Annotated in this window: 21 protein-coding genes; 18 read left to right on the top strand and 3 right to left on the bottom strand. The window is 52.8% G+C overall.

The features are described from left to right. Nucleotides 1-11: 11 nt before the first annotated feature. The 3 genes from pheT to NZD86_RS07980 all read left to right on the top strand — a co-directional run bounded on the left by pheT (nucleotide 12) and on the right by NZD86_RS07980 (nucleotide 3,340). Nucleotides 12-2,444 carry a phenylalanine--tRNA ligase subunit beta gene (gene pheT, locus NZD86_RS07970; RefSeq protein ID WP_268045973.1) on the top strand — a complete coding sequence of 811 codons (2,433 nt, stop codon included), beginning with the start codon at nucleotides 12-14 and terminating at the stop codon, nucleotides 2,442-2,444. A 90-nt stretch (nucleotides 2,445-2,534) separates the two neighbouring features. Further along, nucleotides 2,535-2,810: a cell division protein ZapA gene (locus tag NZD86_RS07975; protein WP_268045974.1), complete on the top strand. Its 276-nt coding sequence runs from the start codon at nucleotides 2,535-2,537 to the stop codon at nucleotides 2,808-2,810. Next, on the top strand, nucleotides 2,807-3,340 hold the full coding sequence (locus tag NZD86_RS07980) for a CvpA family protein (protein WP_268045975.1): 534 nt from the start codon (nucleotides 2,807-2,809) through the stop codon (nucleotides 3,338-3,340). The genes NZD86_RS07975 and NZD86_RS07980 overlap by 4 nt, the downstream gene beginning before the upstream one ends. Before the next feature lie 35 nt (nucleotides 3,341-3,375). Here the strand turns inward: NZD86_RS07980 and NZD86_RS07985 are convergent, their stop codons facing one another. Beyond that, nucleotides 3,376-3,729: a phage holin family protein gene (locus NZD86_RS07985; protein ID WP_268045976.1), complete on the bottom strand. Its 354-nt coding sequence runs from the start codon at nucleotides 3,727-3,729 to the stop codon at nucleotides 3,376-3,378. A 105-nt stretch (nucleotides 3,730-3,834) separates the two neighbouring features. Here NZD86_RS07985 and NZD86_RS07990 point away from each other — a divergent pair, with 105 nt between their 5' ends. Continuing rightward, complete coding sequence (locus NZD86_RS07990; protein WP_268045977.1) at nucleotides 3,835-6,174, top strand: endonuclease MutS2; 2,340 nt, start codon at nucleotides 3,835-3,837, stop codon at nucleotides 6,172-6,174. 576 nt (nucleotides 6,175-6,750) lie between these two features. Here the strand turns inward: NZD86_RS07990 and NZD86_RS07995 are convergent. Continuing rightward, nucleotides 6,751-8,073: a WD40/YVTN/BNR-like repeat-containing protein gene (locus tag NZD86_RS07995; protein WP_268045979.1), complete on the bottom strand. Its 1,323-nt coding sequence runs from the start codon at nucleotides 8,071-8,073 to the stop codon at nucleotides 6,751-6,753. Between the two features lie 131 nt (nucleotides 8,074-8,204). Between NZD86_RS07995 and NZD86_RS08000 the strand changes: the two genes are divergently transcribed. Then, entirely contained in the window at nucleotides 8,205-8,993 is a 789-nt protein-coding gene (locus tag NZD86_RS08000; RefSeq protein ID WP_268045980.1) for an SDR family oxidoreductase, read from the top strand. Between the two features lie 74 nt (nucleotides 8,994-9,067). On the opposite strand, the gene NZD86_RS08005 is transcribed toward NZD86_RS08000, so the two are convergent. Next, complete coding sequence (locus tag NZD86_RS08005) at nucleotides 9,068-12,046, bottom strand: transglycosylase domain-containing protein (protein WP_268045981.1); 2,979 nt, start codon at nucleotides 12,044-12,046, stop codon at nucleotides 9,068-9,070. A gap of 195 nt (nucleotides 12,047-12,241) precedes the next feature. Here NZD86_RS08005 and yunB point away from each other — a divergent pair, with 195 nt between their 5' ends. The 13 genes from yunB to NZD86_RS08070 all read left to right on the top strand — a co-directional run bounded on the left by yunB (nucleotide 12,242) and on the right by NZD86_RS08070 (nucleotide 24,634). Further along, nucleotides 12,242-12,967, top strand: coding sequence for a sporulation protein YunB (gene yunB, locus NZD86_RS08010; protein WP_268045982.1), 726 nt, complete (start codon nucleotides 12,242-12,244; stop codon nucleotides 12,965-12,967). Between the two features lie 78 nt (nucleotides 12,968-13,045). Then, nucleotides 13,046-15,181 (top strand): methyl-accepting chemotaxis protein, encoded by a 2,136-nt coding sequence (locus NZD86_RS08015; RefSeq protein WP_268045984.1) that lies wholly within the window; start codon nucleotides 13,046-13,048, stop codon nucleotides 15,179-15,181. A 140-nt stretch (nucleotides 15,182-15,321) separates the two neighbouring features. Then, complete coding sequence (locus tag NZD86_RS08020; protein ID WP_268045985.1) at nucleotides 15,322-16,389, top strand: LysM peptidoglycan-binding domain-containing protein; 1,068 nt, start codon at nucleotides 15,322-15,324, stop codon at nucleotides 16,387-16,389. A gap of 3 nt (nucleotides 16,390-16,392) precedes the next feature. Continuing rightward, complete coding sequence (locus NZD86_RS08025; RefSeq protein WP_268045986.1) at nucleotides 16,393-17,388, top strand: phosphotransferase; 996 nt, start codon at nucleotides 16,393-16,395, stop codon at nucleotides 17,386-17,388. A gap of 91 nt (nucleotides 17,389-17,479) precedes the next feature. Further along, on the top strand, nucleotides 17,480-18,328 hold the full coding sequence (locus tag NZD86_RS08030; protein WP_268045987.1) for a nitrilase-related carbon-nitrogen hydrolase: 849 nt from the start codon (nucleotides 17,480-17,482) through the stop codon (nucleotides 18,326-18,328). A 12-nt stretch (nucleotides 18,329-18,340) separates the two neighbouring features. Continuing rightward, a complete protein-coding gene (locus NZD86_RS08035; RefSeq protein ID WP_268045988.1) occupies nucleotides 18,341-19,192 on the top strand; it encodes an NAD+ synthase in 852 nt (283 codons plus the stop codon). 47 nt (nucleotides 19,193-19,239) lie between these two features. Next, complete coding sequence (locus NZD86_RS08040; protein WP_268045989.1) at nucleotides 19,240-19,983, top strand: YebC/PmpR family DNA-binding transcriptional regulator; 744 nt, start codon at nucleotides 19,240-19,242, stop codon at nucleotides 19,981-19,983. A gap of 154 nt (nucleotides 19,984-20,137) precedes the next feature. Further along, nucleotides 20,138-20,512: a hypothetical protein gene (locus NZD86_RS08045; RefSeq protein ID WP_268045990.1), complete on the top strand. Its 375-nt coding sequence runs from the start codon at nucleotides 20,138-20,140 to the stop codon at nucleotides 20,510-20,512. 218 nt (nucleotides 20,513-20,730) lie between these two features. Continuing rightward, entirely contained in the window at nucleotides 20,731-21,267 is a 537-nt protein-coding gene (gene ruvC / locus NZD86_RS08050) for a crossover junction endodeoxyribonuclease RuvC (RefSeq protein WP_268046823.1), read from the top strand. Beyond that, nucleotides 21,267-21,893: a Holliday junction branch migration protein RuvA gene (gene ruvA, locus NZD86_RS08055; protein ID WP_268045991.1), complete on the top strand. Its 627-nt coding sequence runs from the start codon at nucleotides 21,267-21,269 to the stop codon at nucleotides 21,891-21,893. Before ruvC ends, ruvA begins: the two co-directional genes overlap by 1 nt. Nucleotides 21,894-21,930: 37 nt before the next feature. After that, complete coding sequence (gene ruvB / locus NZD86_RS08060) at nucleotides 21,931-22,953, top strand: Holliday junction branch migration DNA helicase RuvB (RefSeq protein WP_268045993.1); 1,023 nt, start codon at nucleotides 21,931-21,933, stop codon at nucleotides 22,951-22,953. A gap of 67 nt (nucleotides 22,954-23,020) precedes the next feature. Further along, the gene (sigI, locus tag NZD86_RS08065) at nucleotides 23,021-23,788 is read left to right on the top strand and encodes an RNA polymerase sigma factor SigI (protein WP_268045994.1); all 768 of its coding nucleotides are present in this window, start codon (nucleotides 23,021-23,023) and stop codon (nucleotides 23,786-23,788) included. A 3-nt stretch (nucleotides 23,789-23,791) separates the two neighbouring features. Then, complete coding sequence (locus NZD86_RS08070; protein WP_268045995.1) at nucleotides 23,792-24,634, top strand: anti-sigma factor domain-containing protein; 843 nt, start codon at nucleotides 23,792-23,794, stop codon at nucleotides 24,632-24,634. Nucleotides 24,635-24,780 lie beyond the last annotated feature (146 nt).

Here is a 24,780-nt window from a genome sequence, read left to right on the forward strand (position 1 = left end):
GGGGTGTTTAGGTGAAAGTATCGTATCAGTGGTTGAGTGAGTTTGTGGATTTGTCAGGTTATACACCTGATTCGTTAGCCGAGCTCCTCACGGGGGCTGGACTTGCTGTCGACGCGGTAGAGTCGCGCAACCTAGGTGTGGAGGGCGTCGTCGTCGGTGTCGTGCGGGATATGGAGCATCATCCGGACGCGGACCGATTAAATGTATGCCAAGTCGACGTTGGGCAGGCGGAACTTTTGCAGATTGTGTGTGGGGCGCCAAACGTTCGTCCCGGGATGATTGTTCCTGTGGCACTACCCGGAGCGAAACTACCAGGTGGTAAGGAGATTAAGCGTGCAAAACTGCGTGGCGTGACTTCCAACGGCATGCTGTGCTCCGCTTCGGAAATCGGGCTGGACACGAGACTGTTGCCGGCGAGCCAAACGACAGGTCTCTATGCCTTGCCTGAGGACACAGAGATTGGCAAGGACATCACCCAAGTGCTTCACCTGGATGACTGGGTCCTTGATATCGATCTCACCCCGAATCGCAGCGATTGCCTCTCCATTCGCGGCTTAGCGTACGAAATCGCGGCTTTGACGAAAAAACCGACGAGTTTCCCGACGCAGATAGAGATTCCGCTGCCAGACGTTCCGTCGCCCATCCGCGTGCGGATCGACAGCGAACGGTGCGGGAGGTATGACGCACAGGTTCTGGAGGGCCTTGAAACTGGCGCTTCGCCTCTTTGGATGCAAGCGCGTTTAATGACCATGGGTGTACGCCCTATCGACGTCATCGTAGACGTGACGAACTACGTCATGCTCGAGTGGGGACAACCTCTCCACGCGTTTGACGAAGCGTCCATCGCGGATCAAACGATTGTCGTTCGGCAAGCGACTGACGGTGAAACATTACAAACTTTGGACGGGCAAACGCGCACGTTGGATTCAGATATGCTTGTCATCGCTGATCCGCAAAAAGCCATCGGCCTAGCGGGGGTCATGGGCGGCGAAAACAGTGAAATCCGTACGGGAACGTCGCGGGTCGTCATCGAATCGGCCAGGTTTGATGCTCCATCCACGCGGCGAACGGGGCAGAAGTTGGGTCTCCGGTCGGAAGCGCAACAACGCTTCGAAAAAGGGATCGATCCGGCCACGGTTCGCAACGCCCTGTTACGTGCCACACAGCTGTTGATTCAACTCGCTGGCGCACAGCTGGTTGGCGGAATCAGCACGGCACGGCGTGATCAAGATGAAACGACGCTTCATCGCACTGTTCGCTTTTCACCTGACCGATGCCGTGCCCTGCTTGGCTGCTCCATCGAGGACAAGACGATACAAGCGATTTTCAGCCAACTCGGTTTCAGTGTGAAGCAACGTGACACGGAGTGGGATGTTTCCGTCCCGACTCGACGTCCAGACATTGAGTTGCAGGCGGACCTGGTTGAAGAGGTCGCGCGTATATACGGATACGATAACATTCCCTCAACGGAACTCACTGGGCCTATCACTGCTGGTGGCCGGGATGCTCGCCAACAGCTCTTAGGGCGCATCCGCGAAGGACTCATTGCGAGCGGTTTATTCGAAGTTCGGACATATGCGTTCACGTCGCCAGAGGCCCTGGCCGCTCTACAGTTGCCTGCCGGAGCTCGTGAGACGCATATGATTCCGTTGATGCATCCCATGTCCGACGAACGCCGAGTGCTTCGTACGCACATGTTGCCCAGTCTTGCGGAAGTCGCTAAGTATAACCTGGCGCATCGGGTTGATGGCGGTGCGATTTTTGAACTCGGACGGGTATATGAACCGAAGGAGTCACCTGTGCAATCGCAACCGGATGAGCACACAGTCGTTGGCCTGCTCTGGTTCGGTGAAACATCTGAGAACATTTATGGACGATCTCGCCCTGTTGACTTTTTCGACGCCAAAGGTGCCTTGGACCATCTTTTCCATCGTCTGGGCATTGCGGTGCGATACGAGCGTGCAAACGAGTCATGGCTTCACCCTGGTCGATCCGCCCGCATGATTGTGAAGGACACGGTGATTGGCCTAGTCGGTGAAGTGCACCCTGCAACGGCCGAAGCACTGGATGTGTCTCATTCCATCTATGCTCAGTTGTCTGTAGAAAGTATCATCGAGCGCCTTCCAATCTCGACAACCGTTCACGCTCTGCCGCGCTTCCCAGGCTCACGTCGCGACGTAGCGCTGATTGTCTCGACACAAGTTCTCGTTGGCGATATGCTGAATGTTATCAAAGACGTTGGACATGATTACTCGATCCTCCAGAACGCAACCGTGTTCGACGTTTACAGTGGGCAAGGTGTTCCTGAGAACCACAAAAGCGTGGCAATCGCCATCCATTTTCAAGCGGAGGAGCGGACGTTGACGGATAGCGAGATCGAGGATGTTGTAAAAGTGGTACTCGAGCGTCTTCAGAATGTGTTTGGCGCCCAGTTACGGGGATAGGCTCATCGCCCTGTTTCTGTTGTTGTTCGGCAGGAATTTGGCCGATAACAGGGAATATGGGGCTGTAGGGTGTCGAGGGGGGAACGCGCGATGGACAATCGGTCGGTCAACCGCGTGAAAGTAGTCATACATGGAATGGAATATACACTGCGAGGTCAAGCCCCAACAGAACACTTGTATGAAGTGGCGACCATGGTTGACAAAATGATGTCGGAAATTGCTGCCACGTCGGCCTATATGGATGATCGACGCGTTGCAGTGTTAACAGCGCTCAATTTGGCCGATGAGCTGCAACGTTTACGGCATGACTACCAACAATTAGTTGACCTGATCGACGATAAGACACGAGGTGATTCGTCTCAGTGAGCGGATTTGGCGTGCTCGATATTATTTTTATTGCCGTCATTGCGCTGGGGGCCATCAACGGCTATCGCTTGGGGTTTGTTCGTCAGGTGACAAGATTGTTCGGTGCAGTTATCGCTTACTTCGTTTCATACTGGTTGCGGCCGTACGTGGCACCTGTGGTTGAAAACATGCATCTTTTTTCCCACTTGCCGCAAAGTGCAGTCGCAAACACCTTGTTTGGCAATCTGTCTGGAGCAATCGCATTTGGTGTTGTGTTTATTGTTACGTTTCTCCTGCTCCGGTATGCGGCGGGCCTAATCGACGCACTGTTTAGTTTGCCCGTCTTGTCGTTCGTGAATCGAACGGTTGGATTGGTTGCTGGCGTTGCTTTGGCTGTGATCTTTGTGTACGTGGTTTCTCTCATTATGCATTACGTGAACACACCGGGTGTCCAACATCTAGTAAACCAGTCTCGAATTGCACGGTGGTTGACGGGAAACGCGTGGCAATTCGTTTCCCATATCGGAAGTACAAAAAACCTAAACGTTTAAAAGATGAGGCGAATCGGGCTGTTGCCCGAATCGCCTCATCTTTCGTCGTGTGTTCCGCGCAGGTTAGTTGGGATAAACAAGTCGATGATCCCGATTACCAACGACGCCAGAAGCGCGCCAAGAATACTTGCACGCATTCCAGGCACAAATAACTGTGCCACGTATATCACGATGGCGCCGGAAATAAAGCCGACGATACCTCGTCCATATGGTGAGATTCGACGGCCAAAAAGTGCTTCCATGGCGAGTCCAAGGATGGAAATAACGATTGCGGCGAGGACTGCGGACCAGAATCCCATGACGCCAAAGCCAGGAACAAGGTAACCCACGAGCATCAAAACAAGTGCAGATACGATGAATCGGACAATGGTGCCGATGATGCGTTGCATGCAGGATCCTCCTCTCTCGGTCTGCGTTTAGACTGTCCCTATGGTTGAAAGGCAATGTGGTACAATGAATGGGATTTTTTGAACTTTTTTAATGGAGTGCGATGTATGTTAGAGCGGTCACTTAAGGCCCTAGAATACCCATATATACAAGAACAGTTGAGCAGCTATGCCATGTGTAGTCTCGGTAAGCAAGCTGCGGCTGAAATGAGTCCATTTCAAAACATCACCGAGGCCAATCGCGAACTCGATGCCGTTGATGAGTGTCTTCGATGTATTTTGCGCGCTGGCGGTCCGCCTTTTGGTGGGATCACGGATATCCGGACGGATTTACGGCGCGCCGAAATCGGAGGCACGTTGTCGGCGGATCGAATTTTGGCTGTTGCTCGCCTCATTCAAGGTGGTCGGGCGTTTCGGCAGTATGTCAGCCGAGCGGCCGAACTGACAGAACTGGTACACCTGCCGGAACTCACAGAAGGGATGGTCGACGCGAAGCGTACGGAACAAGAAATCGCGCACGCGATAAGCGACGATGGACAAGTTTTGGACCACGCGAGTGAACAGCTTCATCGATTGCGCAGTGAACGTCGGCGGGCGGAAGGTGAAGTTCGCACGGTCTTGGACCGAATGCTGAGAGCGAATCAGAAGCTCCTTCAAGAGCCAATCATCGCCATGCGCGGTACGTATTTCTGTCTGCCGGTGCGCGTTGAGCACAAAAATCAAATTCGAGGCGTGGTTCGCGACGTTTCGTCGTCGGGATCGACGGTATTTATTGAACCGCAAGCCGTTGTGGATATCAGCAACCGCGTTCGGGAATTGCAGGTATTGGAAGAACAGGAAATTGAACGCATCTTGTTCAAACTGTCGCAGATCATCGCCGAGGTCGCTCCAGATCTTCGTGTGAATGTAAACATTCTCCAAACGATCGATTTGTGGTTTGCCAAAGCCAGTTACGCCAGGGCCCTCGACGCAAAACGTCCCACGTTGACTGATAACGTATGGCGGCTTCACGGTGCCCGTCATCCACAGTTAAACAAGGATGCGGTTCCAGTCGATGTGGAATTGGGTGACCGGTTTCACCTTCTCATCGTCACGGGTCCGAACACGGGTGGCAAGACGGTCACGTTGAAGACCGTTGGGTTGCTCACGCTCATGGCCATGTCCGGGTGCTTTTTGCCTACAAAACGGGAAAGCGAAGTCGGTTTTTCCACTGAAATTTTTGTGGATATTGGTGATGAGCAGAGCATTGAGCAGAGTCTTTCGACATTTTCTTCTCACATGAACAACATTATCCACATGCTCTCTACTGTCCGCCCAGATAGTTTGGTCTTGTTGGACGAACTGGGTGCCGGCACCGATCCGGCGGAGGGTTCCGCGTTGGCGATTGCCATTCTCGACCGGTTGTCGTCTATCGGTTGCCGGGTTATCGCAACAACTCACTACGCGGAACTGAAAGGATACGCATTCCAAAATGAAAATGCCATGAATGCAAGTATGGAGTTCGATGTGGAGAGTTTGCGACCGACGTATCGGTTGCTGGTGGGTGTTCCGGGGAGATCGAATGCGCTTGCCATCGCTGAGCGGCTCGGATTGCCACGGGACATTCTGGAGGAGGCTCGGGCGCACGTTGCCGAGTCGGATATTCATGTTGAGGAACTGATCGGCAAGCTTGAACAGGCGAACCGGGAAGCGGATCGGGCCTTTGCGGAAGCAAGCGCTGAACGTGAGGCCACCAAACGCTTGCGAGATGAGTGGGAGACGAAAACGAGCCGCTTAGAGCAGGAACTGGCAACGGAGCGCGAAAAGGCCAGACGCGAGACGCAGCAGCTCGTCGAGCGGGCTCAGCGCGAGAGTGAGCAAATTATTCGCGAACTTCGTCAGATGCGCCATGAAGCCGGTGTGAAGGACCATGAACTCGTGGAATTGCGCAAATCCCTCGAGGGTCTATCTCCGGAACCCGAGCAAGGGCACGCCAGTGGAAAGCGCAGTAATCAAGGCAAGCGGTTGTCAGTAGGCGCTCGCGTGAAAGTATTATCGCTCGGCCAGAAGGGTGATGTCGTTGAAGTGGCGGGCGACGGCTCGCACGCTACGGTACAACTCGGTTTGATGCGAATGAAAGTGGACGCTTCGGATCTAGAAATTTTGCAGGAAAAGGCAGAGGAGCAAGTCGTCCGTCATACACGCAAGTCTCCAGCGAAAGACATTCGCATGGAACTTGACGTTCGCGGTGAGACGGTCGAAGACGCCATCATGCGCATCGACAAATACCTGGATGACGCCGTGGTTTCCGGACTGGCTCGCGTTGTAATCATTCACGGGAAGGGTACTGGTGCACTCAGGAACGCGATCCGTCGACATCTCGGGCGCCACCCGCAGGTCAAGACGAGCCAAGCTGCCGGTCTCGGCGAAGGCGGCGACGGTGCAACTGTTGTGACGGTGCGGATCTAGGGCTGGGGAGAGCCGGGGTGCCGGGCTGGGCTGGGCTGGGCTCCGTGCCCGGCGAACCTCGCGGGTCCGCAGCCGGCCCGGGGTCGCACCGTGTGAAATCCCGGAGTGCAGCGATGACGAGGTAGCTGTAAGGAACGGTATTCGTCAAATCGGATATTTGCCCCTTTACAATGGCGAATAAGGGATACCTTAGTTCTCAGTGTCCAGTTATCTGAATGTCGAAAGTGGACAGATTAGGGAACCTGGGGTCCTTATACCCTTAATGGTCACTTAATTGACTCAACAAGGTACTGGCATTCCCCAGTTGTAGACTCATCTCCGAATTAGGACTCTAGTTTTTCTGCTTTTTTAAAAAATCTCTTGTATGGCACAATCTGCAGTCATTATTCATCATGTCGTCCCCAACCCCCGCCGGCATCGAGGCCAGGCACGAGCCCGGGTCTCCGCGCCAGGTACATGCGGGCCCCCCATCTTTGGCTACGTCCCCAACCCGTCGCCACACGGCTCCCGCGAACGCCCCACCTCCGCAAGCCGTCCAACGCCTCGCGTCTATGCGTTACCCCATCCACGCCACTTTCACTGGCTCTTTAGCATCCTCCACGTCAGCCCGCCATCTGTTGTTTTGAGGAGCACGGAGTGGTCCTTGAATGTCGTTTGTGGGTTTTCGTCTGTAAATACCGCGAAAGCGGTAGAGTCATTGACGACATCTAGTTCCGCTAAGGGTGCCTTTTGGATGGTCTTTCTGTAGAGCGGTCCGGGTTGGATCGTTCGCCAGGTGGCGCCCGCATTGCTTGTCTCGACGAGATGGGCTTGATGGATGTCTCCGAGCCAGGCGATCCGTCCGTCACAGAGTGAAGTGACGAATGGGTTTGATGAAATTTCGGCGCCGGATTTTGACCAGGATTGTCCGCCGTCTTTGCTTAGGTACAGTTGTGCGTATCCAGGGCCTGTGTTGTTGCTAGGCTGCGTGTAGGCTAGGAAGATACCGGATTGTTCGCTTAGGGACGGGGCAATGGTGCCGATCAAATTGTCTGTAGGGCGAACGGCAGCGGGAATTGGGATACTGGACACATGCCAGCTTTTGCCGCCGTCGTTCGAGTGATAGAGAGGTTCGAATTTTTGGTTGTACACGTCTGTTGGTTCCAGGCCTGCCCAGAGATCGTGGGAGGTCGATGCGGACAAGTTCAATAGAAAGGCGGACTCTGGCAGGGTCTTTGTGGTTGGGCTCGTGGATGGAATGTATCCATTGTCTACAGAGACCACGTTCCACGTCGATCCGCCATCTTGTGTTCGGTAGATAGCCTTTTGCGTGTGACCTGAAGCAGGACTAGATTGGGCTGCTATCCAGCCGTGTTGTGGGTCGGAAAAGACAATCGCAGAAAGGGCATTGAGTGGTGGTTGAAGGGTTAGGTCGGACTTTGCCCAAGTTTGGCCGCCGTTCGTTGTTCGGTCAATGTGTACCTGATTGTCCAGGGTCCAGGCCATGATTATGTCGTTTGGATTGACGATGGCTGCTAGCGGTTCATTCGTAAACCCTTCGGATTGCTCCGGCAACCCATGCGGCATAGGGATTTGGTGCCAGGTCGTTCCACCGTCACTCGTGAGGCCAAGGACGAATTTTCGATTCTTGTAGCCCGTTTGCCATCCCGTTTTTGAGTCGAACATGTGAATGTGACGAATGATATCAAAAGATTGGTTGGGACGATTGGACCACGGTATATTAGGGGATTGTAGTGAGTTTTTTTGGTCAGCACTGCTTGCGGTTTCGTTGTTTGTCGTCATGGTTGTCGAAGTCGTCATGTTCTTGACAGTGGTGGTTGGGGACTGTGTGCTACATGCCGTCGCCAGTGTCAACGAGACTGGCAAAGTGACGAGCCACAGACCGTGTTCTTTGTTCATCTCAATTATCTCCTTCGAAATCCCCTCGTACCATTAAGACGGAGTGAGCTTCAAACATGTTGCAAAAACATGATCTTGAGAATGATTCCAGAGTACAATATAGACAGCTAGAGTAAGAGGAGGGGACGTTCATGAATTTAGGACTTGAACAGAAGTCCGTGCTGGTCACGGCGGCAAGCCGTGGTCTTGGTTTGGCTTCGGCTCAGCTGTTTGCGGCGGAAGGAGCGAAAGTAACCATCGCCAGCCGGAATGAGGAATCGCTGCAGCGCGCTGCTCAACAGATTCAAACGGCAACGGGTCAATCCGTGAACGTGGTCAAGCTGGATGTGAACCGCCCGGAGGATATCGCTCGCGCTATCGAGTCCGCTGAAGAATTTGGAGACGGACTGGATGTGTTGGTGTGTAACGCAGGTGGTCCACCTGGAGGGTCATTTATCCAGCTAGACGACAGCAAATGGTACCAGGCATTTGAGCAAAACTTGTTGTCCGTAGTCCGACTTACTCGCGGTGCCATTCCGTATTTACGCAGATCGTCCGCAGGGAGAATTGTGAATATTACGTCCTCCTCCATTAAGCAACCGATTTCGGGGCTTGTTCTGTCCAATACCATGCGCGCGGGCGTTTGGGGCCTGACCAAGACATTGAGTGATGAGTTTGGGGCATACGGTGTCCTTGTGAACACTGTGGGTCCGGGGCGTATTGCGACGGATCGCATCGCGGAAATTGACGAAGTGACAGCACAGCGGGAAGGGATCGACGTGGCCCAAGTAACGGAGAAATTTATCGCCCAGATTCCTTTAGGTCGCTATGGCCAGCCGGAAGAGTTTGCACGGGCAGTTGTCTTTCTAGCCTCGCCAGCCAATACATATATCACGGGCCAAGCTTTGCTCGTGGACGGCGGCATGGTGAAGAATCTGTAGGGACTAAGCTAAACAGTGCTAAAAAGCAAAGAGGCACTTCGTCATGCGACGAGTGCCTTTTTTCAACTGTTCAGTTACGTGTTGCTTCCCGACCCGAAACCAGGTATCCATCCAGTTTTGTTTCCCGTTTCAGATGTCGTGTTTGTGTGAGAACCTTTACCCGTTCCTCCAGTGGCTGTGTTACCCGTGTTGTTGGACGGAGATGGAGGTGTTCCACCACCACTCGAAGTGTTGTTACCGGGCGTGCCACCGGTACCCGTCGGAGGAGTCGAGTTACCTGTTTCGTTTCCTGACCCAGTACTATTTCCGGTGTCATTGCCACCTGGCTGGTCAGGCGTGGGTACACCTATCTGTACCGCAATCGGAACCGAAGCGGGAGACATCGTGCTTGTCGATTGAGCGTATATCTCGTAATACACAATACTCGCGTTCGCCGGTAGGCTTTGATCTGTGTACGCTGTGGTCGAGACGCCGCCGAGATCGACATACGGACCCTGCTGACTTGTTGCCCGGAAGACCTCGTAATCGTCTGCATCCGACACGGGCGACCAGCGCAATGTGACACTGGTTCCGTGCAGTTGACCGCTCACTCCTGTTGGTGCTGCCATTTGGCTGACTGTGCTCGTCAGGCTTCCACCGTCGAGAATTTGACCGCCTCGTGGGTCAGCCTGCGTGGGCAGGAGGTACGGCGTGTCGGCAGTGACGCCAGTAGGAACCTTATGTGCTGCATCTGGAACATCCGGCAGTTTGATGAATACGCCAGTCCGAACGTCTTGGGGTGGTGTGTTTGTCGTCGCGAGATACTTCTGTCCGCCGATCACGACGTATTTCGCCGCCACGTCAACGTTGTCTTTCTGAGTCGGTTGCGTACCATCAATGTACAGTTCCGAGACGATGCTTCCGTGAGCCGTTGACAGCGGTGTTGGAAGCATACCACTTTTGCTGCTGACACCCACGTTCACAATGGAAGCTGGGCGTGGCCACGCCTTGTTTGCAGGATCTTGCTTTAAAATCGGCTTCATGATATCGGCCCAAACGTTGAATTTCAAGTTGTAGACACTCTGCGCAATGGATTGATGGTGGTTATACCCCATCCAAATCCCCGCCGTATACTTCTGTGTGTAGCCGATAAACCAGCCGTCTGCCCGGTCATCCGTGGTACCTGTTTTGCCAGAGACGTATTGACCCGGGAATTGACTGCCGATAAAGGGTGCCGTACCCATTGGATTCGTTACAACATCATGCAACATGTCCGTGACAATGTACGCAGTCTGCGGGGAAAACACAGTTGCCGTTTTTGGATGTGCAGAATACACCGTCTGCCCCGTGCTGTCTTCAATGGAGCTGATCATGTAACTTTGATGCCATACACCTTGATTCGGGAACGTCGTGTAGGCGCTCGTGACTTGTGTCACAGTCGCCCCGTGATCCAGCCCGCCGATGGCCGACGACAAGTGGCTCGCATCATCTTGCACAATCGTAGGATTGCCAAATAACGTCGTGTCGGAGGGACCCATTCCCATTTTGTTTAAGTATGAAAAACCCACTTGTGGAGTCATTTGCTCAAGGATGTCGATAGCCGGAACGTTGCGCGACTCATACAACGCGACGCGCGCGGACATGAGGCCGGCGAAGTCGGGTTCGTCGTCTTTGGGATCGTAACTTTTGCCGCCTGGCAGTGAAAAATGGGTCGGTGCATCGTTTAATACGGACCCTGCTGTGATGATTTTTTGGTCGATAGCGGGGCCATAGTCAAGCAAAGGCTTGATGGATGAGCCTGGTTGGCGGGCGATATCGGCGTGATTGATACTGTCTTTCAGGTAATCTCGTCCGCCGCCGATGGCCAAAATCCCACCTGTTTGGTTGTCGATGATGGTGACCCCAGCTTCATATAGATCAGTCGTCGATTTGCCCGCTGAGTCCTTGTATGATTTGTTGGTCCACTGGGGAAATAGGGTCTTACTCTGTAGCACATTTTCTACGTCTTGTTGTTTCGTTAAGTCAATGGTTGTATGAATCCGTAAACCAGCAGTCGGCAACGCTGATTCGGCATCCGTTGCATTGGCGTATAAATGAGACTGGACGAGTGCGTCAAGAATTCTGGGTTTGAGTTCGTCTAACATTAAGTATGGGTGAGCTGGCAATCCACTTGCGGGAGCCTTATGAATATCCTTTAAAATGTCGAACTTCATTGCGTCGTCAAATTGGCTTTGGGTAATCATGTTGTTGGCGAGCATTTGTTGCAGAATATAGTGTTGCCTCTGCAATGTATGTTGCGGATACTGATATGGCGAAAAGTATGATGGATTATTTGGAATGGCAGCTAAGAAGGTGGACTCCGGCAGTGTCAAGTTTTTCGGATCCTTCTGAAAGAGGATCTCGGAAGCCCGCTTGACGCCATACACCGGAACGGTGCCTAGTCGACCCATGTACACCCAGTTCATGTAATCCGTCATAATTTCGTCTTTGCTCAATTGGTGGTTTACTTCTAGAGCTAGTGCAATTTCTTGTATTTTCCGCTGTGCTGTCCGCTGTTGTTGTGGGAACACGGCGAGTTTGACCGTTTGTTGCGTGATGGTACTGGCGCCGCTTTCGATGTGGTGATGAACGACGTCTTGCAATACGGCACGGCCCATCGCCAACGGATTGACCCCAATATTGGTGTAGAAGGTCTTGTCCTCCGCCGCGACAAAAGAATTCACAAGGTCGGGTGAAACCTGGCTGATCGACGAAATGGGCTGCCGGTCGCCGTCTCCTTGGAAACGCCCGATCACTTTCCCGTTTCGATCATAAATAACAGATGCGGCACGGTTGTTTGCGAACGTAGAAGCGCTTACGTGAGGTAGACCTCGTAGCATTGAGGCGATGTACCCCGCTCCGCCTGCGGCACCAAGTACAACAAGGCTGCCGAGACTAAATGCCGTGATTTTGATCGCCATCCACACAGGGCGTCGCTTTTGCCGTTCCTGCGCCGCATCATTCGCTCGATTCACTTTTTTCGTCTCTTGCTCGCTGGCCTTGCTGTTCCCCTTTGGCCCTTGCTCTTTCCCCATGATTCCCCTCCCTCCCGTTTGCAAGATTATAGCATAAAGCCCAATGTTCATTGGTGGTTTCCAATCTTATGTTGGATCAAATTGTGGAACTCATACCCAGGGAATGAAAGATTAGGACCTCTTTATTCCGGTGAACAAGTTGGACATGTGTCCTGTCGACTGTGCGTAGGATGATTACAGAAGGAGGCGGGAAAAGTGGCCAAACGATTTCGACCACGTCCCACTCGACCCTCACACTCCCGTCCACGTCTGTCCGTACGCTTCCCACGGTGGATGATGTCAACGATCGCGATGTTAGGTGTCTTGTTTGGTGGTCTCTATTTACTTGATGTGAAGTTGCGACCAATGGTCACGACGGCGTCCACCGCTTTGGCTCATAAAGCCGGATCGGAAGCCTTGAACGAGGCGCTCACGGATGAAATTATGGCCTATGGTGCACGCGGACCTTTGCTTGACACGACCGTCGACAAGCAGGCTGGCAACTTTACTATTACACGCGTGAACATGGCGGCTGTGACAAAGCTTCAAGGCGACGTGACGAGACAGGCACAGGCCCGCCTGCAAGCGTTGTCGAGTCAGAGCATCCGGTTGCCGTTGATTCGGATGTTTAGCGGATCGCTGTTATCAAAATCAACACTGACCATCCCTGTGAGAATGTCGATGCTTGGCGCCGTCCACTCGAGTATTGAATCAGAAGTGCAAACCAAGGGTGTGAACCAGGTTGTTCACATTATCTATGTTCACGTGACAGCGGACATTATGGTTATCACACCGGTTGTCACGACGCCGATCACGGTCGACTCACGCGCTCCAGTTGCTTACCTTGTCATGGCAGGGCCAGTACCTAGTGCTTACTACGGGCCGGAATTGTTCAGCAAGTCTAACAGCGGACTCGCGTCGCCTCCCCAATCCTCCCGGTAGAGGATTTTCGCTACTGCGCGGAGAATCTGAAATGGACGTCATTACCAAATAAAATACCATTATACAGGAGGTTGACTTGTGCGGGAACAAAATAACGATCATTCTCTTGAAGATGACCAGGAACCATCCAAAGATACGGTGCAAGACGACGGGGATTGGAATGAGCATGCGGTGGCGGATCGTGATGAGCTTGTTCCTGCCCAAGAGGTGCCTGACACGATTGACGACATAGATGCTCCCGGCGGAGACATAGACACTTCGGGCGCATCGGAATGGGCGGAAAATGACAGGGAGCCCGTGGAAGATATGGAGGAGACGTCCGATTCATTGGCGGGGCTTACTGACTCCGAAGCGGATGATGCACCAGAAGACACACAATTGCAAGATATGCCTCAGTCAGGTACTGAGCCGGACATGGCGGTGGCGGAACTGGCCGCCTCTACTGAACCCGCTACAGCTGGTCTAGTGCGTCGATTCCCGGAGCCAAATAGAGGTCGCCTGCTTCAAGGGTATATATCGATCCGCTGGAAGGTAGGCGGCTCATTCGCACTTTTATTCCTTATGATCATAATCATGGGCGTCGTGTCAGTCACACGTTTAATTGCCATGCAGAATCAAGTGAGTACGCTGGCCAATGAGCGGATTCAAGTCGTCGAGCAGTCAAACGCCTTGAAACAGGAACTACTTACGATGCAAACAAGCATGCGCGGGTATTTGATCACCGGTAACAGCCAAATTCTCTCTACGGGCTATAATTTGTTGAAAGACAAGTACGCACCGACTTTTCAGACACTCGGCGTACTGGTTCGCGGTGACAAAGGGGACGAGGCGTCTTTAGCTGCATCGGAACAGGGGTTTCAGGACTACATTAAGTACGCTGACAATCTGATCAATCTGCGCAGTGTAGGAGAGGGCAACCAGGCTATCGACGCTGAGTCCGCAGGCAATGGTGACGCCGCTGAGCAGAAAGCAACGGCTGGACTGGATACCATCATTCAAAAGTATCAAACGGAAGCGTCGAAAAGCGCGCATCAATTGAAACGATCCGTAGATACGACACTAATTGTCATGGCTATTCTGTTTGTCATCGCGATCGCGGTTGGCCTGGCGGCAGGCATTCCCGCAACATTTAACACACCGAGGAACATGAATCGCGTCACTCGGATGCTGCGGGAAATTGCATCTGCTGGTGGAGACCTGACCAAGCGAATTGACGACGTTCGCAGTCGGGACGAAGTGGAGAGACTGGCAACGGCAACGAATGAGTTGTTAGGATCCATCGCGGACTTGGTCAAACAAATTGGTCAACACTCTGATACTATCGCCGCCAGCTCAGAGGAGCTGACCGCAAGTACAGATGAGACGGCAAGAGCTGTCAACGAAATTGCAGCGACGGCTGGTGAATTTGCGGAAGTGAGTGAGCAAGCGCTAGGTGCCCTCAGTGGCTTGAATCAATCACTTGTCGCTATCCAAAACCACGGTAATGAGACGGCATTGAAAGCGGACCATGTCTCGGATGCGGTCCGGAATGTGAGTTCGACAACGGAACGCGGTCAGCAACTCGTGGATGAGGCACAAGGCTCCATGCAGTCGATGCAGTCGATGACAGAACGTGCGCACACAAGTGTTCAAGATTTGAATGCGTCGTCACAGGAGATTTCAGCTATTTTAAAAACCATTCGGTCGATTGCAGACGAAACGAATTTGTTGGCCTTAAACGCATCTATCGAAGCTGCCAGAGCCGGTGACGCTGGACGGGGATTTGCCGTCGTTGCGCAGGAAGTACGCAAATTGGCGGAGCAAAGCCAGCAAGCGACCTCACGGATCAACCAGATTATCAACAAGAATTTAGAACTGACGAACCAGGTCAGCAGGGCAATGGCGGAAGGCGTTTCCGCAGTTGCAGGCGGCCGTCAGGCGTTTGAACGTACCAAACAAGCATTTTCTGATATTCATCGTGCCGTGCAGGACGTCGTTCCAGCCACAGTGGATATTGTCGAACGGACGTTAACGCAAAAAGAGCTGATCGACGCCAGCCAAACAAGTGTTTCCCACTTGAATCAGTTGATGGAAAAGGTGGCCGCAGGGTCTCAAAACAATGCTGCAAGCAGTGAGCAGACGCTTGCAACCGTGGAGGAAATCGCGGCAGCTTCACATGAGCTATCCCGTATTGCGGAAGCGCTAGAAGACACGGTAGGGCGTTTTAAGGTTTAAGGGATAACGCGGGAGACAGTTATGTTTTTTGGTCCAGGCTAGAGCCTGGACCTTTTTGATATGTTTCGTGCCACACCTTGGGCTGTTGCATATACTGTCGCAGTGATTCCGCATAGTCACCCGCCAAGGAGGTTTTTGGCTTGAAAAAGTATGTTGTGAAGCCTGGCGATACACTCTACCAAATCAGTAAAAAAACTGGAGTGCGAATTCCGTTATTACTTGCTTCAAATCCTCAGATCCAAAATCCTGGGCAACTGATGCCTGGAATGACCATGGTCATTCCAGAACTAGGTAAACCGGCTAAGGCAGGCACGACAGCTGCACCTGGTACGGGCATGCAAGGTGACAAGCAAAGCACAACGCCATACTTCGGTTTTGTTTGGCCACACAAGGTTCAGCCAGGCGAATCATGGCATTCGATTTCGCAGAAATACGGCGTCTCATTCGAACAACTCAAGCACGTAAATCCAGAAATGTCACCAAATATGCAGTTGCATCTGGGAACGGTGATGTATATTCCTTCATCCGCTTTCCAAATTCCTGCGCAAAATCCGATGTCTGGCGGAACACAAGGCAGCATGGAGACAGGGATGCCCGGCGGCATGCAAGGTGGAATGCCTGGAATGATGCCCGGTGGAATGCAGCAGGGCGGAATGCCTGGAATGATGCCCGGTGGAATGCAGCAGGCAGGAATGCCCGGAATGATGCCCGGTGGAATGCAGCAGGCAGGAATGCCCGGAATGATGCCTGGTGGGATGGAGCAGGGCGGAATGCCTGGAATGATGCCCGGTGGAATGCAGCAGGCAGGAATGCCCGGAATGATGCCTGGTGGGATGGAGCAGGGCGGAATGCCTGGAATGATGCCTGGCGGCATGCAGGGCGGGATGCCCGGAACAATGCCTGGTGGCATGCAAGGCACCGAACCACAGGGCGCGCCAATCACCGAAGACACATATGGACCGCATACTCATCATCCGTACCGAGCTGAATACCAGCAGTACTATATGCCTCAAGCACCAATGGAAGTTCCTGTCGGATGGTACGTTGACATCGAGGACAGCTCCTCATTCCTTTCATCATGGGGTGGCTGGGACAACGCTATAGGGGACAACGGACCTGTGCGCAGTACCAGTGAGGATGCGAGTGAGACCGACGACGATCAAGGTTGGTCCGGAGCGATGACCGTCCGTCTCGACAAGGAAGAGTAAAGGATGTCGCCGCATGCTGAGCTCGTGCAAGCCGTTTCCCGATGGTATGGGATTGACGCCAGGGCAATTGTCCGTCGCAGAACCGTCCAAGGCATTGTCGCGGTCGACGGTAGCCGATATATCTGGAAACCTCTGAGCCTACGCGATGACGAGGAGCGGCTTGCGGCTTTAGCAGGTCTACAAGACGTGTTCGCCGAGAGCGACACCGCCACTGCCTTGCCTTTGCCAACGCGAGACGGGCACTTCATTGTTCGGTTCAGTGACCAGCAGGGTGGGGGGTACTTGCAACCATGGCTCTCTGGTCGACACGTCGAAGTCGCCGTGAGAAGAGAGCGCCTTGCGGTGATTCGATCGATAGCTCGCATCCAGCGATCAAGCCAACGACTTGGGTTCCCACACTGGTCGCGCTTGCAACGAGGGACGCTCTTACAGAAGTTGCGGTTAAAAGAGCGCGCGTTCAGCAAGATATGGACGACACTGGAGAGTGAATATGCGCCGCTGCGCGCTTGGAAATCAAAGCTTCAGCGCCAGATGCAGACCGTTCTTCAGCGATATACTGCATACTTGGCCGAACACCAAGGGCAGATCAAAACACATTTTGCCTTCTGCCATCGCGATCTCGCCCCGCACAACGTACTCTTTCAACCGAACAAAGGCGTTGCCTGGATCGACTTCGATCACGCCAATTACGATGACATGTTACATGACGTGATGCAGTTTATCAGCCACACGACATTTCTAGCGCAACTGTCGTCGGAGGATTTTCGAGAGATGATCGATACCTATGTTGAAGAGTCGGAAATGTCGAGGGATCGGACGAATCTGTTGTGGACACTGTCGGCTTGGCCAGACATACTTGTTCGGACGCTCATGGAGTGGTACCGAAATGGGTGTCCGGCTGACGGGGTGACCAGACTGGATTACGCGATAGCATGCGAGCGTCGCAAAGAACAGTACCGCCTGGACGCGGGAGTTGATATGGTGAGGCTCGATGCGTGACGAGCCTCTTTTGCATTCCGGTACACCGACGGTATACTGGGACAAGGAACGGGCATCAATTGATGGATATCGGTAAGTGGAGGCGTTTTTTGTGTCCCATGTGCAGACCATTGCACTGGCCCAAATTGCACCAAAATTGGGCGATGTAGCAGCAAATTTGGCTTGTCATAGACAATACATAGCGGAAGCAGTGGCGAAACAAGCAGATGTCATCGTCTTTCCTGAACTTGGATTGACGGGGTATCAATTACAAGACTTGACATTTAATGTGGCAAGAACTTTGCAACACGACGATATTGTTGCACTGGTTAACGCCAGTCGCGAGATTGACGTGATCTTCAGTTTCATTGAAGAGAGCGATGAACACTTTTTCTACGTTACGGGTGTGTACGCTGCAAAAGGAGAAATTGTCCACGTTCATCGAAAAGTGTACTTACCCACGTATGGTATGTTCGACGAAAATCGGTACGTGACAAGTGGCTCACAGGTCCAACCGTTTCGAACGGAACACGGTACTGCAGGTATGCTCATTTGCGAAGATGCGTGGCATGTATCTGTTCCTTATTTGCACGCTATGCAAGGAGCAACGATGTTGTACGTTCCTGCATCGAGCCCGGGGCGAAATGTGATGGACGAGCATGATTTTGGATCGCATACGTTTTGGCGGCAACTGCTCCAGATGTACGCCCAACTGTTTGGAACGCATATTGTGTTTGTCAATCGCGTCGGCTATGAAGACGGTGTTCATTTTTACGGCAGCTCAGGTGTCGTTGGACCAGAAGGCCGTTGGTTGGGTGAAGCTGGAACAAGTCGCGAGGCATTGGTGACCGTGACGATTGATCATCGTGACGTCCGACGGGCTCGGTACATCACACCGCTTGTCCGTGATGAACGCTTGGAACTGACATTGAATCATTTGGCGAAAATCCAGCGGAAGTGAGGTGGAAAATGGATGAAGCCTGAACTAGAGAAAGCTTTGCGAGTCAATGCCCCGTTTACGACATCCGTTCTCGAAGGGTTCATTCGAGATGAAGTGCAAAAGGTTGGATTTCAGCGTGTCGTGTTTGGCCTGTCAGGCGGTATCGATTCAGCGTTATCCGCATATCTCGCCACCGGGGCCTTGGGTAAAGACGCGGTGCACGCGGTGATGATGCCGTACCGCACGAGTAGCCAAGCGAGTCTTGACGATGCCATGGAAGTCGTTGATGATTTGGGCATTGGTTACACCGTCGTTGACATTTCAGGGCCGGTCGATGCCTACTTCGATGCCATGGACGAGAGGTTAGAAAAAAAGGCGAGCAACTTACGGCGGGGCAATCGTATGGCAAGAGAGCGGATGTCAACGCTTTACGACTTGTCAGCTGAGCGAAATGCGCTCGTCGTTGGTACCAGCAATAAGACGGAACTGCTCTTGGGGTATGGTACGCAATTTGGTGACATGGCAAGTGCGCTCAATCCGATTGGGGATCTCTATAAGTCTCAAGTACGGCAGCTCTCGGCTCACGTCGGTGTACCGCGCAGCATTCTGGACAAAGCTCCGAGTGCCGACTTGTGGGAAGATCAAACAGATGAAAAAGAACTCGGTTTTAGCTACGATGATGCTGATGAGATACTGTATCAATGGGTGGATGTGAGACTGAGTCCGGACGAGATCGTCGAACGCGGGTACGATAGACGGTTAGTCGAGCACATCGTCACGCGCGTGCAGCGAAACCAGTACAAACGTCGGCCTCCGATTATTGCGAAGCTCTCTAGCCGCACCATTGGGATTGATTTTCGTTACTTGCGTGATTGGGGCGTTTGAAATCAGTCGTGTAGGATTTTGCATTTCTGAAAAAGGGTTGAGGAGATATGTCAGGTCATTCAAAGTGGCACAACATTCAACGCCGTAAGGGGAAGCAAGATGCAGTTCGCGGGCAATTATTTACGAAGCTTTCTCGTGATGTCTATCTGGCTGCGAAAGAAGGCGGCGGAAATCCAGAGACGAATTTCCGACTCAAAGTGGCCATCGAGCGGGCGAAGCAGAGTAACTTGCCTGCAGAGAACATTTCTCGCACCATCGCGAAAGCTACAGGCACGTTAGAGGGTGTGACGTACGAGGAAATCCAGTATGAGGGGTATGGTCCGCAGGGCGTTGCCATTTTGCTGGATATCGTGACGGACAACCGCAATCGAACGGCGGCCGATATTCGTCACATTTTTAAGAAACGCGGCGGCAATCTGGGTGAATCCGGCGCGGTGGCATGGATGTTCACGCGTCGCGGTCAAATCACGGTTGACAAAGCGAATGTCGGTGACAGCGAGGAATTTATGTTGACAGTCATCGAAGCAGGGGCTGACGACGTTGAAGAGACTGAAGACGAGTTTCTCATTACAACGTCGGTGGAATTATTCCGCCCCGTCCGCCAGACACTTGAAAGTATGAACATCGCCTACGAGGACGCCGAACTTACCTATGTTCCGTCTACGACAGTGGAGTTGTCCGACGAAGCGAAAGACGAAGTGTTCGATCTCATCGAGGCTTTGGAAGAACACGATGACGTACAGACGGTTTATAGCAACGTGGCGTTCTCGGAGGACGACGAAGACGAGTAAAGAATAGCGCTGCTCAATACGTTGCGAACGAATCCTCTTGGACCACGTTCGCCTCTTCAAGATTGCATAACTTTCTTGTCATCGTACACATTAACAGCAACGCTTGAACCTTGAGGTGAGAACGTTGCGAGAAGAGACAAAAGTTTACTTTATCATGCGTAGGACGAAGTCACTTCTGGTGTCCTTGATGGTTACTGTGTCGGTTATCGTGTCTCTCCTTATGGCGACTGTTCGACCTGTCTATGCGGACAGTCCCGCAATGGTTGACTTTGGGCAGACCGTTCCCTTGTCTCCAAAGGCCATTCAACAGTGGGCCAGCGATGAAAAACATGCGCTGTTCGTCACCGAGGTGAAAGGTGGCGAGTGTCACGTGGAGGAACATATCGTTCACGACGACGCTATTACCGCGTTCGTATCGGAACATCCTGCGTGGCAACTAAATGCGCTTTTGACGTGGTATTTCGTGGAGCCTGTTTATCAACGGAACAATACACAAGTCACGTGGACTGATGGGCGTACTTGCGTCTAGATGTGGCGATCGATTTGTTGCATACGCCCCAGCAAAACGTGAATCATGTTACAGGATGAGACTGACACTTCTTCAAGTGGACAATATATGAGACAATGGGGGGCGTATTTACGTCCCTTTTTCACGTCTGTTTACACATCACGAGTGTAAATGAAGGTAGGAGTTTCTCTCCCGGGCGGCGAATTTGTACGTTTGAGAGGAGAATTCCTTTGAGTGTTTTGCGGGTCTTAGGAGTTGATCCTGGGATAGCTCGCTTGGGTTATGGTGTCGTAGAGGTGGCGGGATCGAAAATTCGATGTGTCACATACGGGTGTGTCGAGACCGACGCACATACACAACTCGAGTTGCGACTACAAGCTATTTACCATCAATTGACGGAACTCCTCGAGAACCACCACCCAGATGTGATGGCGGTGGAGGAGTTATTTTTTAATCGGAATACCACGACCGCGTTCACCGTAGGCCAGGCTCGGGGCGTCGTTTTGTTGGCGGCCGCGGAGCACGCGACACCGCTTGCCGAGTACACGCCCATGCAGGTTAAACAGGCTGTTACGGGGTATGGTCGAGCTGATAAGAAGCAAATACAGCAAATGGTGAAGATACTCTTAGGTCTGACTGAAATTCCGAAACCGGATGACGCTGCGGATGCACTTGCCATCGCCATTACACATGGGCACAGTGCACCCCTTGAGAAGCTCATGCCGGTGAGTACGCCAAATCAAACCGGCTGGAATTGGGAACGAGGCGTTCGCTGATGATCGTATTTCTGGACGGCCGCGTGGACTTTGTGGGCCCAGGCTATATCGATCTCGATGTCAACCACGTCGGCTATCGAGTTTACGTAACCGACCACATGGTGCACAATCTAAAGGTAGACGAACAGATACGCGTATACACCTATCAGCATGTGCGAGAAGATGCCGTACTGCTGTACGGATTTCACACCGCGTCGGATCGGGCTGTATTTGAGCGGCTGATCACTGTTTCGGGCGTTGGCCCGCGTCTCGCAATGCAGATGCTCGGTGCAATCGAAGCAGAAGCACTTGTTGCGTCAATTCGGGCTGAGGATGCAGTGACACTGTGCACCTTGCCTGGCGTAGGAAAGAAAACAGCACAGAGAATGATTCTCGAACTGAAAGATAAACTGGATGATTTGCCCGTTCAGTGGGACGCGGTATTCCAACATGAAAAGCAGTCGGAGAGCAGCAGCCAGTTGTCGGACGATGTGACTACAGCGCTCATCGCTCTAGGGTATCGGCCCAAGGAAGCTGGGGCTGCAGTCGAGGCTGTATTGCAGAAAAATCCACAGCATAGTATTGAGACGGCTGTAAAGGCGTCCTTACAGTGGTTGTATGAACACCAAAACGACATCACTGGATGACTCCGATGGGCACAATGAAGGGTGGGGAGGCAAAAGTATGGACGAGCGAATCGTTTCTGCCGAGTGGACGCGGGAAGACACGACACTCGACTCGATTCGGCCACGTTTCTTGGACGATTACATCGGTCAAAGCGCGGTGAAGGACAACCTTAGAATTTTCATTCAAGCGGCCCGCGAACGTGGTGAATCTCTCGATCACGTCCTGCTCTATGGGCCTCCGGGGTTAGGAAAAACTTCTCTAGCAATGATTATTGCGAACGAATTGGGTGTGCATGTTCGCGTCACCTCGGGACCCGCTATTGAACGAGCTGGGGATTTGGCTGCATTACTAACCAATCTTCAACCCGGCGACGTGTTATTCATTGACGAAATACATCGGTTGTCCAGGTCGGTGGAAGAGGTTCTGTATCCCGCGATGGAGGACTTTTCTCTAGATATCATGATTGGGAAAGGACCTTCTGCAAGGTCTGTACGGCTCGATTTGCCGCCATTCACGTTAGTGGGAGCAACGACGCGAGCCGGGCTGTTATCGGCACCGCTGCGGGATCGGTTTGGTGTCATCTTGCATCTGGACTACTACCCAGTGGAGGAATTGGCCGAAATCGTGCGTCGGAGTGCAGACGTCTTGCAAGTTGCCGTCACGGAAACGGCCTGTGAAGAAATTGCCCGCCGGGCGCGAGGGACGCCGCGAATTGCCAATCGGCTACTCAAGCGAGTGCGGGATTTCGTGCAGGTGAAAGGACAGGACGTCATCGACGAGCCGGCTGCTGCGGATGCACTTACGCGCTTGAAAGTGGATAACCTCGGCCTTGACTCCGTCGATGAACGAATCCTCCTAGCGGCCATCGACAAGTTTGCGGGTGGACCTGTAGGATTAGATACGTTGGCAGCCGCCATCGGTGAGGAATCCGACACATTGGAAGACGTCTATGAACCCTATCTGTTGCAGATGGGTCTGTTACAGAGAACACCTAGGGGACGCATCGTCACACGGCGCGGCTATCACCACCTGGGTCGGACTTTTGTCGGGGAGGATTCATCCGATTCCGGTATTTCTTAACAGTAGGACTTGAGTTGGGGGCGACCCCCTTAAGTGGATTACATGAAGCGAATGATGTTAAAGCGAGGTGGAACGTGTGGGAGTCCTACCTTTTCGCACTCGTCGAACGGATGACCGGAAAGAACTAGCCCGACTCCTCCACGGTGCCAAAGCGGGGGACGAACGGGATCGAAACAAGCTCATTTCGGATTACGTTCCATTCATTCTGCGAATTGCTTCGCAAACGACGCATCGCTATATCGACCAGAATGTCGACGACGAGTTTAGTATTGCACTGTCAGCGTTCAACGAGGCAATCGATCGATTCGACCTAGAGCGCGAATCATCGTTCCTTTCCTTTGCCGAGACCATCATCCGACGTAGGTTGATTGACTTTTTTCGGTCCCAATCGCGGGACAGGCGTCAGTTGCCATGGAGTGAGTTCGATGTGGTCGACGACGAGGAGAATGTGACCAATTACGCAGAAGTGAGTACGTCGCTCGCAAACCATCAGCTCCAAGAGGAGTCGACGCTTCGGTCTTATGAGATCGAAGAGTATAAGCAATGTCTTAAAGAGTACGATCTATCGTTTTCGGAGTTGGTTCAGATTTCTCCGAAGCACGAAGACGCACGACAAAATGCTTTTCGCATCGGCAAAGTCATCGCGGATGACCCGGAACTGATGGAGTTTGTTGAGAGACGCAAATCTCTTCCCCTAAAGGCGCTCGAAGACCGTGTCCATGTGTCACGCAAGACCATGGAGCGCCAACGCAAGTACATCCTGGCCGTCGTATTGCTCATGACCGGTGATTTTCCGAGATTGCAATCGTATTTGGCCGAAGCAAAGGAGGTGTGAGTGATGACAAAAGCGACGAGCGGGATCGTTATGGAAATCGAAGGACGACGTGCCATTATCTTGACGAGCCGTGGGCAGTTTGAGCGGATTCGGCTGGGTCAGTCAGCGCAAGTTGGTGATTTAATTGCCGTCGGTGCCTTTTCTAGTTACGGTGTGCCACGATGGCGATTTCGCTCCGCTGTGGCGAGCGTTGCTGCGATAGCGGTGCTCTGCATTGGGGTTCTTCACGCAGTCCTTGTGTCCCCACCTAAAGCGCAGGCATACGCGTTTGTCTCACTCGACGCGAACCCGAGCGTCAGCCTCGATTTGAGCGATCACAACACTGTGCTAGGCGTAGATGGTTTGAACGCGCCTGGTAAAGAAATCGCCAAGTCCGTTCACGTACGGGGCGTTTCACTGAACACTGCAATTCGCGACATTGTAGGGCAAATGGTTGCACAGGGTCTTTTGCCATCACACGATACCATCATCGTGGCAGCCGCCTCTGCACAGGGTAATCGCGATGTGAGCCGCCTGGAATCACAGGCCGCTGCCGACGTGGATGCCGCCCTTCAGGCCCATCACACACTTGCGACGAGTTCGGCTACCGTGTACAGCATTGGTTTACCGAATGCCGTTTGGGATGATGCAATGAAGGCGAAAGTGTCCCCCGGAAAATATGCGACGTATTTACTGGCAAAGCAAGTCGGTATCCCGGTGCAGTTGCAGGATATCACGTCATCCAATTTGCAGCGGGTTTTAGCACAGGTACATGACATGCAAGCTGGCACACAGCAATTGGATTCCGGGCATTACGGCGAGGTCGCAGCCATTGTCCAGCAGTCAGAAACCACGCAACAGCACTGATCCACGGGTCAAACGATACCGCTTGGCCCGACTTTCAACCCTCTTTCTTTGCCTCGCCAGTCATTCCAAGTATAATAAAGCGTGTCCGAGCACGGAATTGTACAACCTGTATAATGGAGGCTCAGACCCACGTTGAAAGGAATGTA

Origin of the sequence: Alicyclobacillus dauci (assembly GCF_026651605.1) — a bacterium.
GTDB classification, from domain to species: Bacteria; Bacillota; Bacilli; order Alicyclobacillales; family Alicyclobacillaceae; genus Alicyclobacillus; species Alicyclobacillus dauci.

Excerpts from the sequence above, each read along its gene's own strand:
- NZD86_RS08025 (WP_268045986.1), top strand. The coding sequence starts at position 16,393 with ATGTCGCCGCATGCTGAGCTCGTGCAAGCCGTTTCCCGATGGTATGGG.
- NZD86_RS07995 (WP_268045979.1), bottom strand. The coding sequence starts at position 8,073 with ATGAACAAAGAACACGGTCTGTGGCTCGTCACTTTGCCAGTCTCGTTG.
- NZD86_RS08000 (WP_268045980.1), top strand. The coding sequence starts at position 8,205 with ATGAATTTAGGACTTGAACAGAAGTCCGTGCTGGTCACGGCGGCAAGC.
- NZD86_RS07985 (WP_268045976.1), bottom strand. The coding sequence starts at position 3,729 with ATGCAACGCATCATCGGCACCATTGTCCGATTCATCGTATCTGCACTT.
- NZD86_RS07990 (WP_268045977.1), top strand. The coding sequence starts at position 3,835 with ATGTTAGAGCGGTCACTTAAGGCCCTAGAATACCCATATATACAAGAA.
- ruvB (WP_268045993.1), top strand. The coding sequence starts at position 21,931 with ATGGACGAGCGAATCGTTTCTGCCGAGTGGACGCGGGAAGACACGACA.
- NZD86_RS08035 (WP_268045988.1), top strand. The coding sequence starts at position 18,341 with ATGAAGCCTGAACTAGAGAAAGCTTTGCGAGTCAATGCCCCGTTTACG.
- NZD86_RS08040 (WP_268045989.1), top strand. The coding sequence starts at position 19,240 with ATGTCAGGTCATTCAAAGTGGCACAACATTCAACGCCGTAAGGGGAAG.
- NZD86_RS07975 (WP_268045974.1), top strand. The coding sequence starts at position 2,535 with ATGGACAATCGGTCGGTCAACCGCGTGAAAGTAGTCATACATGGAATG.
- ruvA (WP_268045991.1), top strand. The coding sequence starts at position 21,267 with ATGATCGTATTTCTGGACGGCCGCGTGGACTTTGTGGGCCCAGGCTAT.
- NZD86_RS08070 (WP_268045995.1), top strand. The coding sequence starts at position 23,792 with ATGACAAAAGCGACGAGCGGGATCGTTATGGAAATCGAAGGACGACGT.
- NZD86_RS08045 (WP_268045990.1), top strand. The coding sequence starts at position 20,138 with ATGCGTAGGACGAAGTCACTTCTGGTGTCCTTGATGGTTACTGTGTCG.
- NZD86_RS08005 (WP_268045981.1), bottom strand. The coding sequence starts at position 12,046 with ATGGGGAAAGAGCAAGGGCCAAAGGGGAACAGCAAGGCCAGCGAGCAA.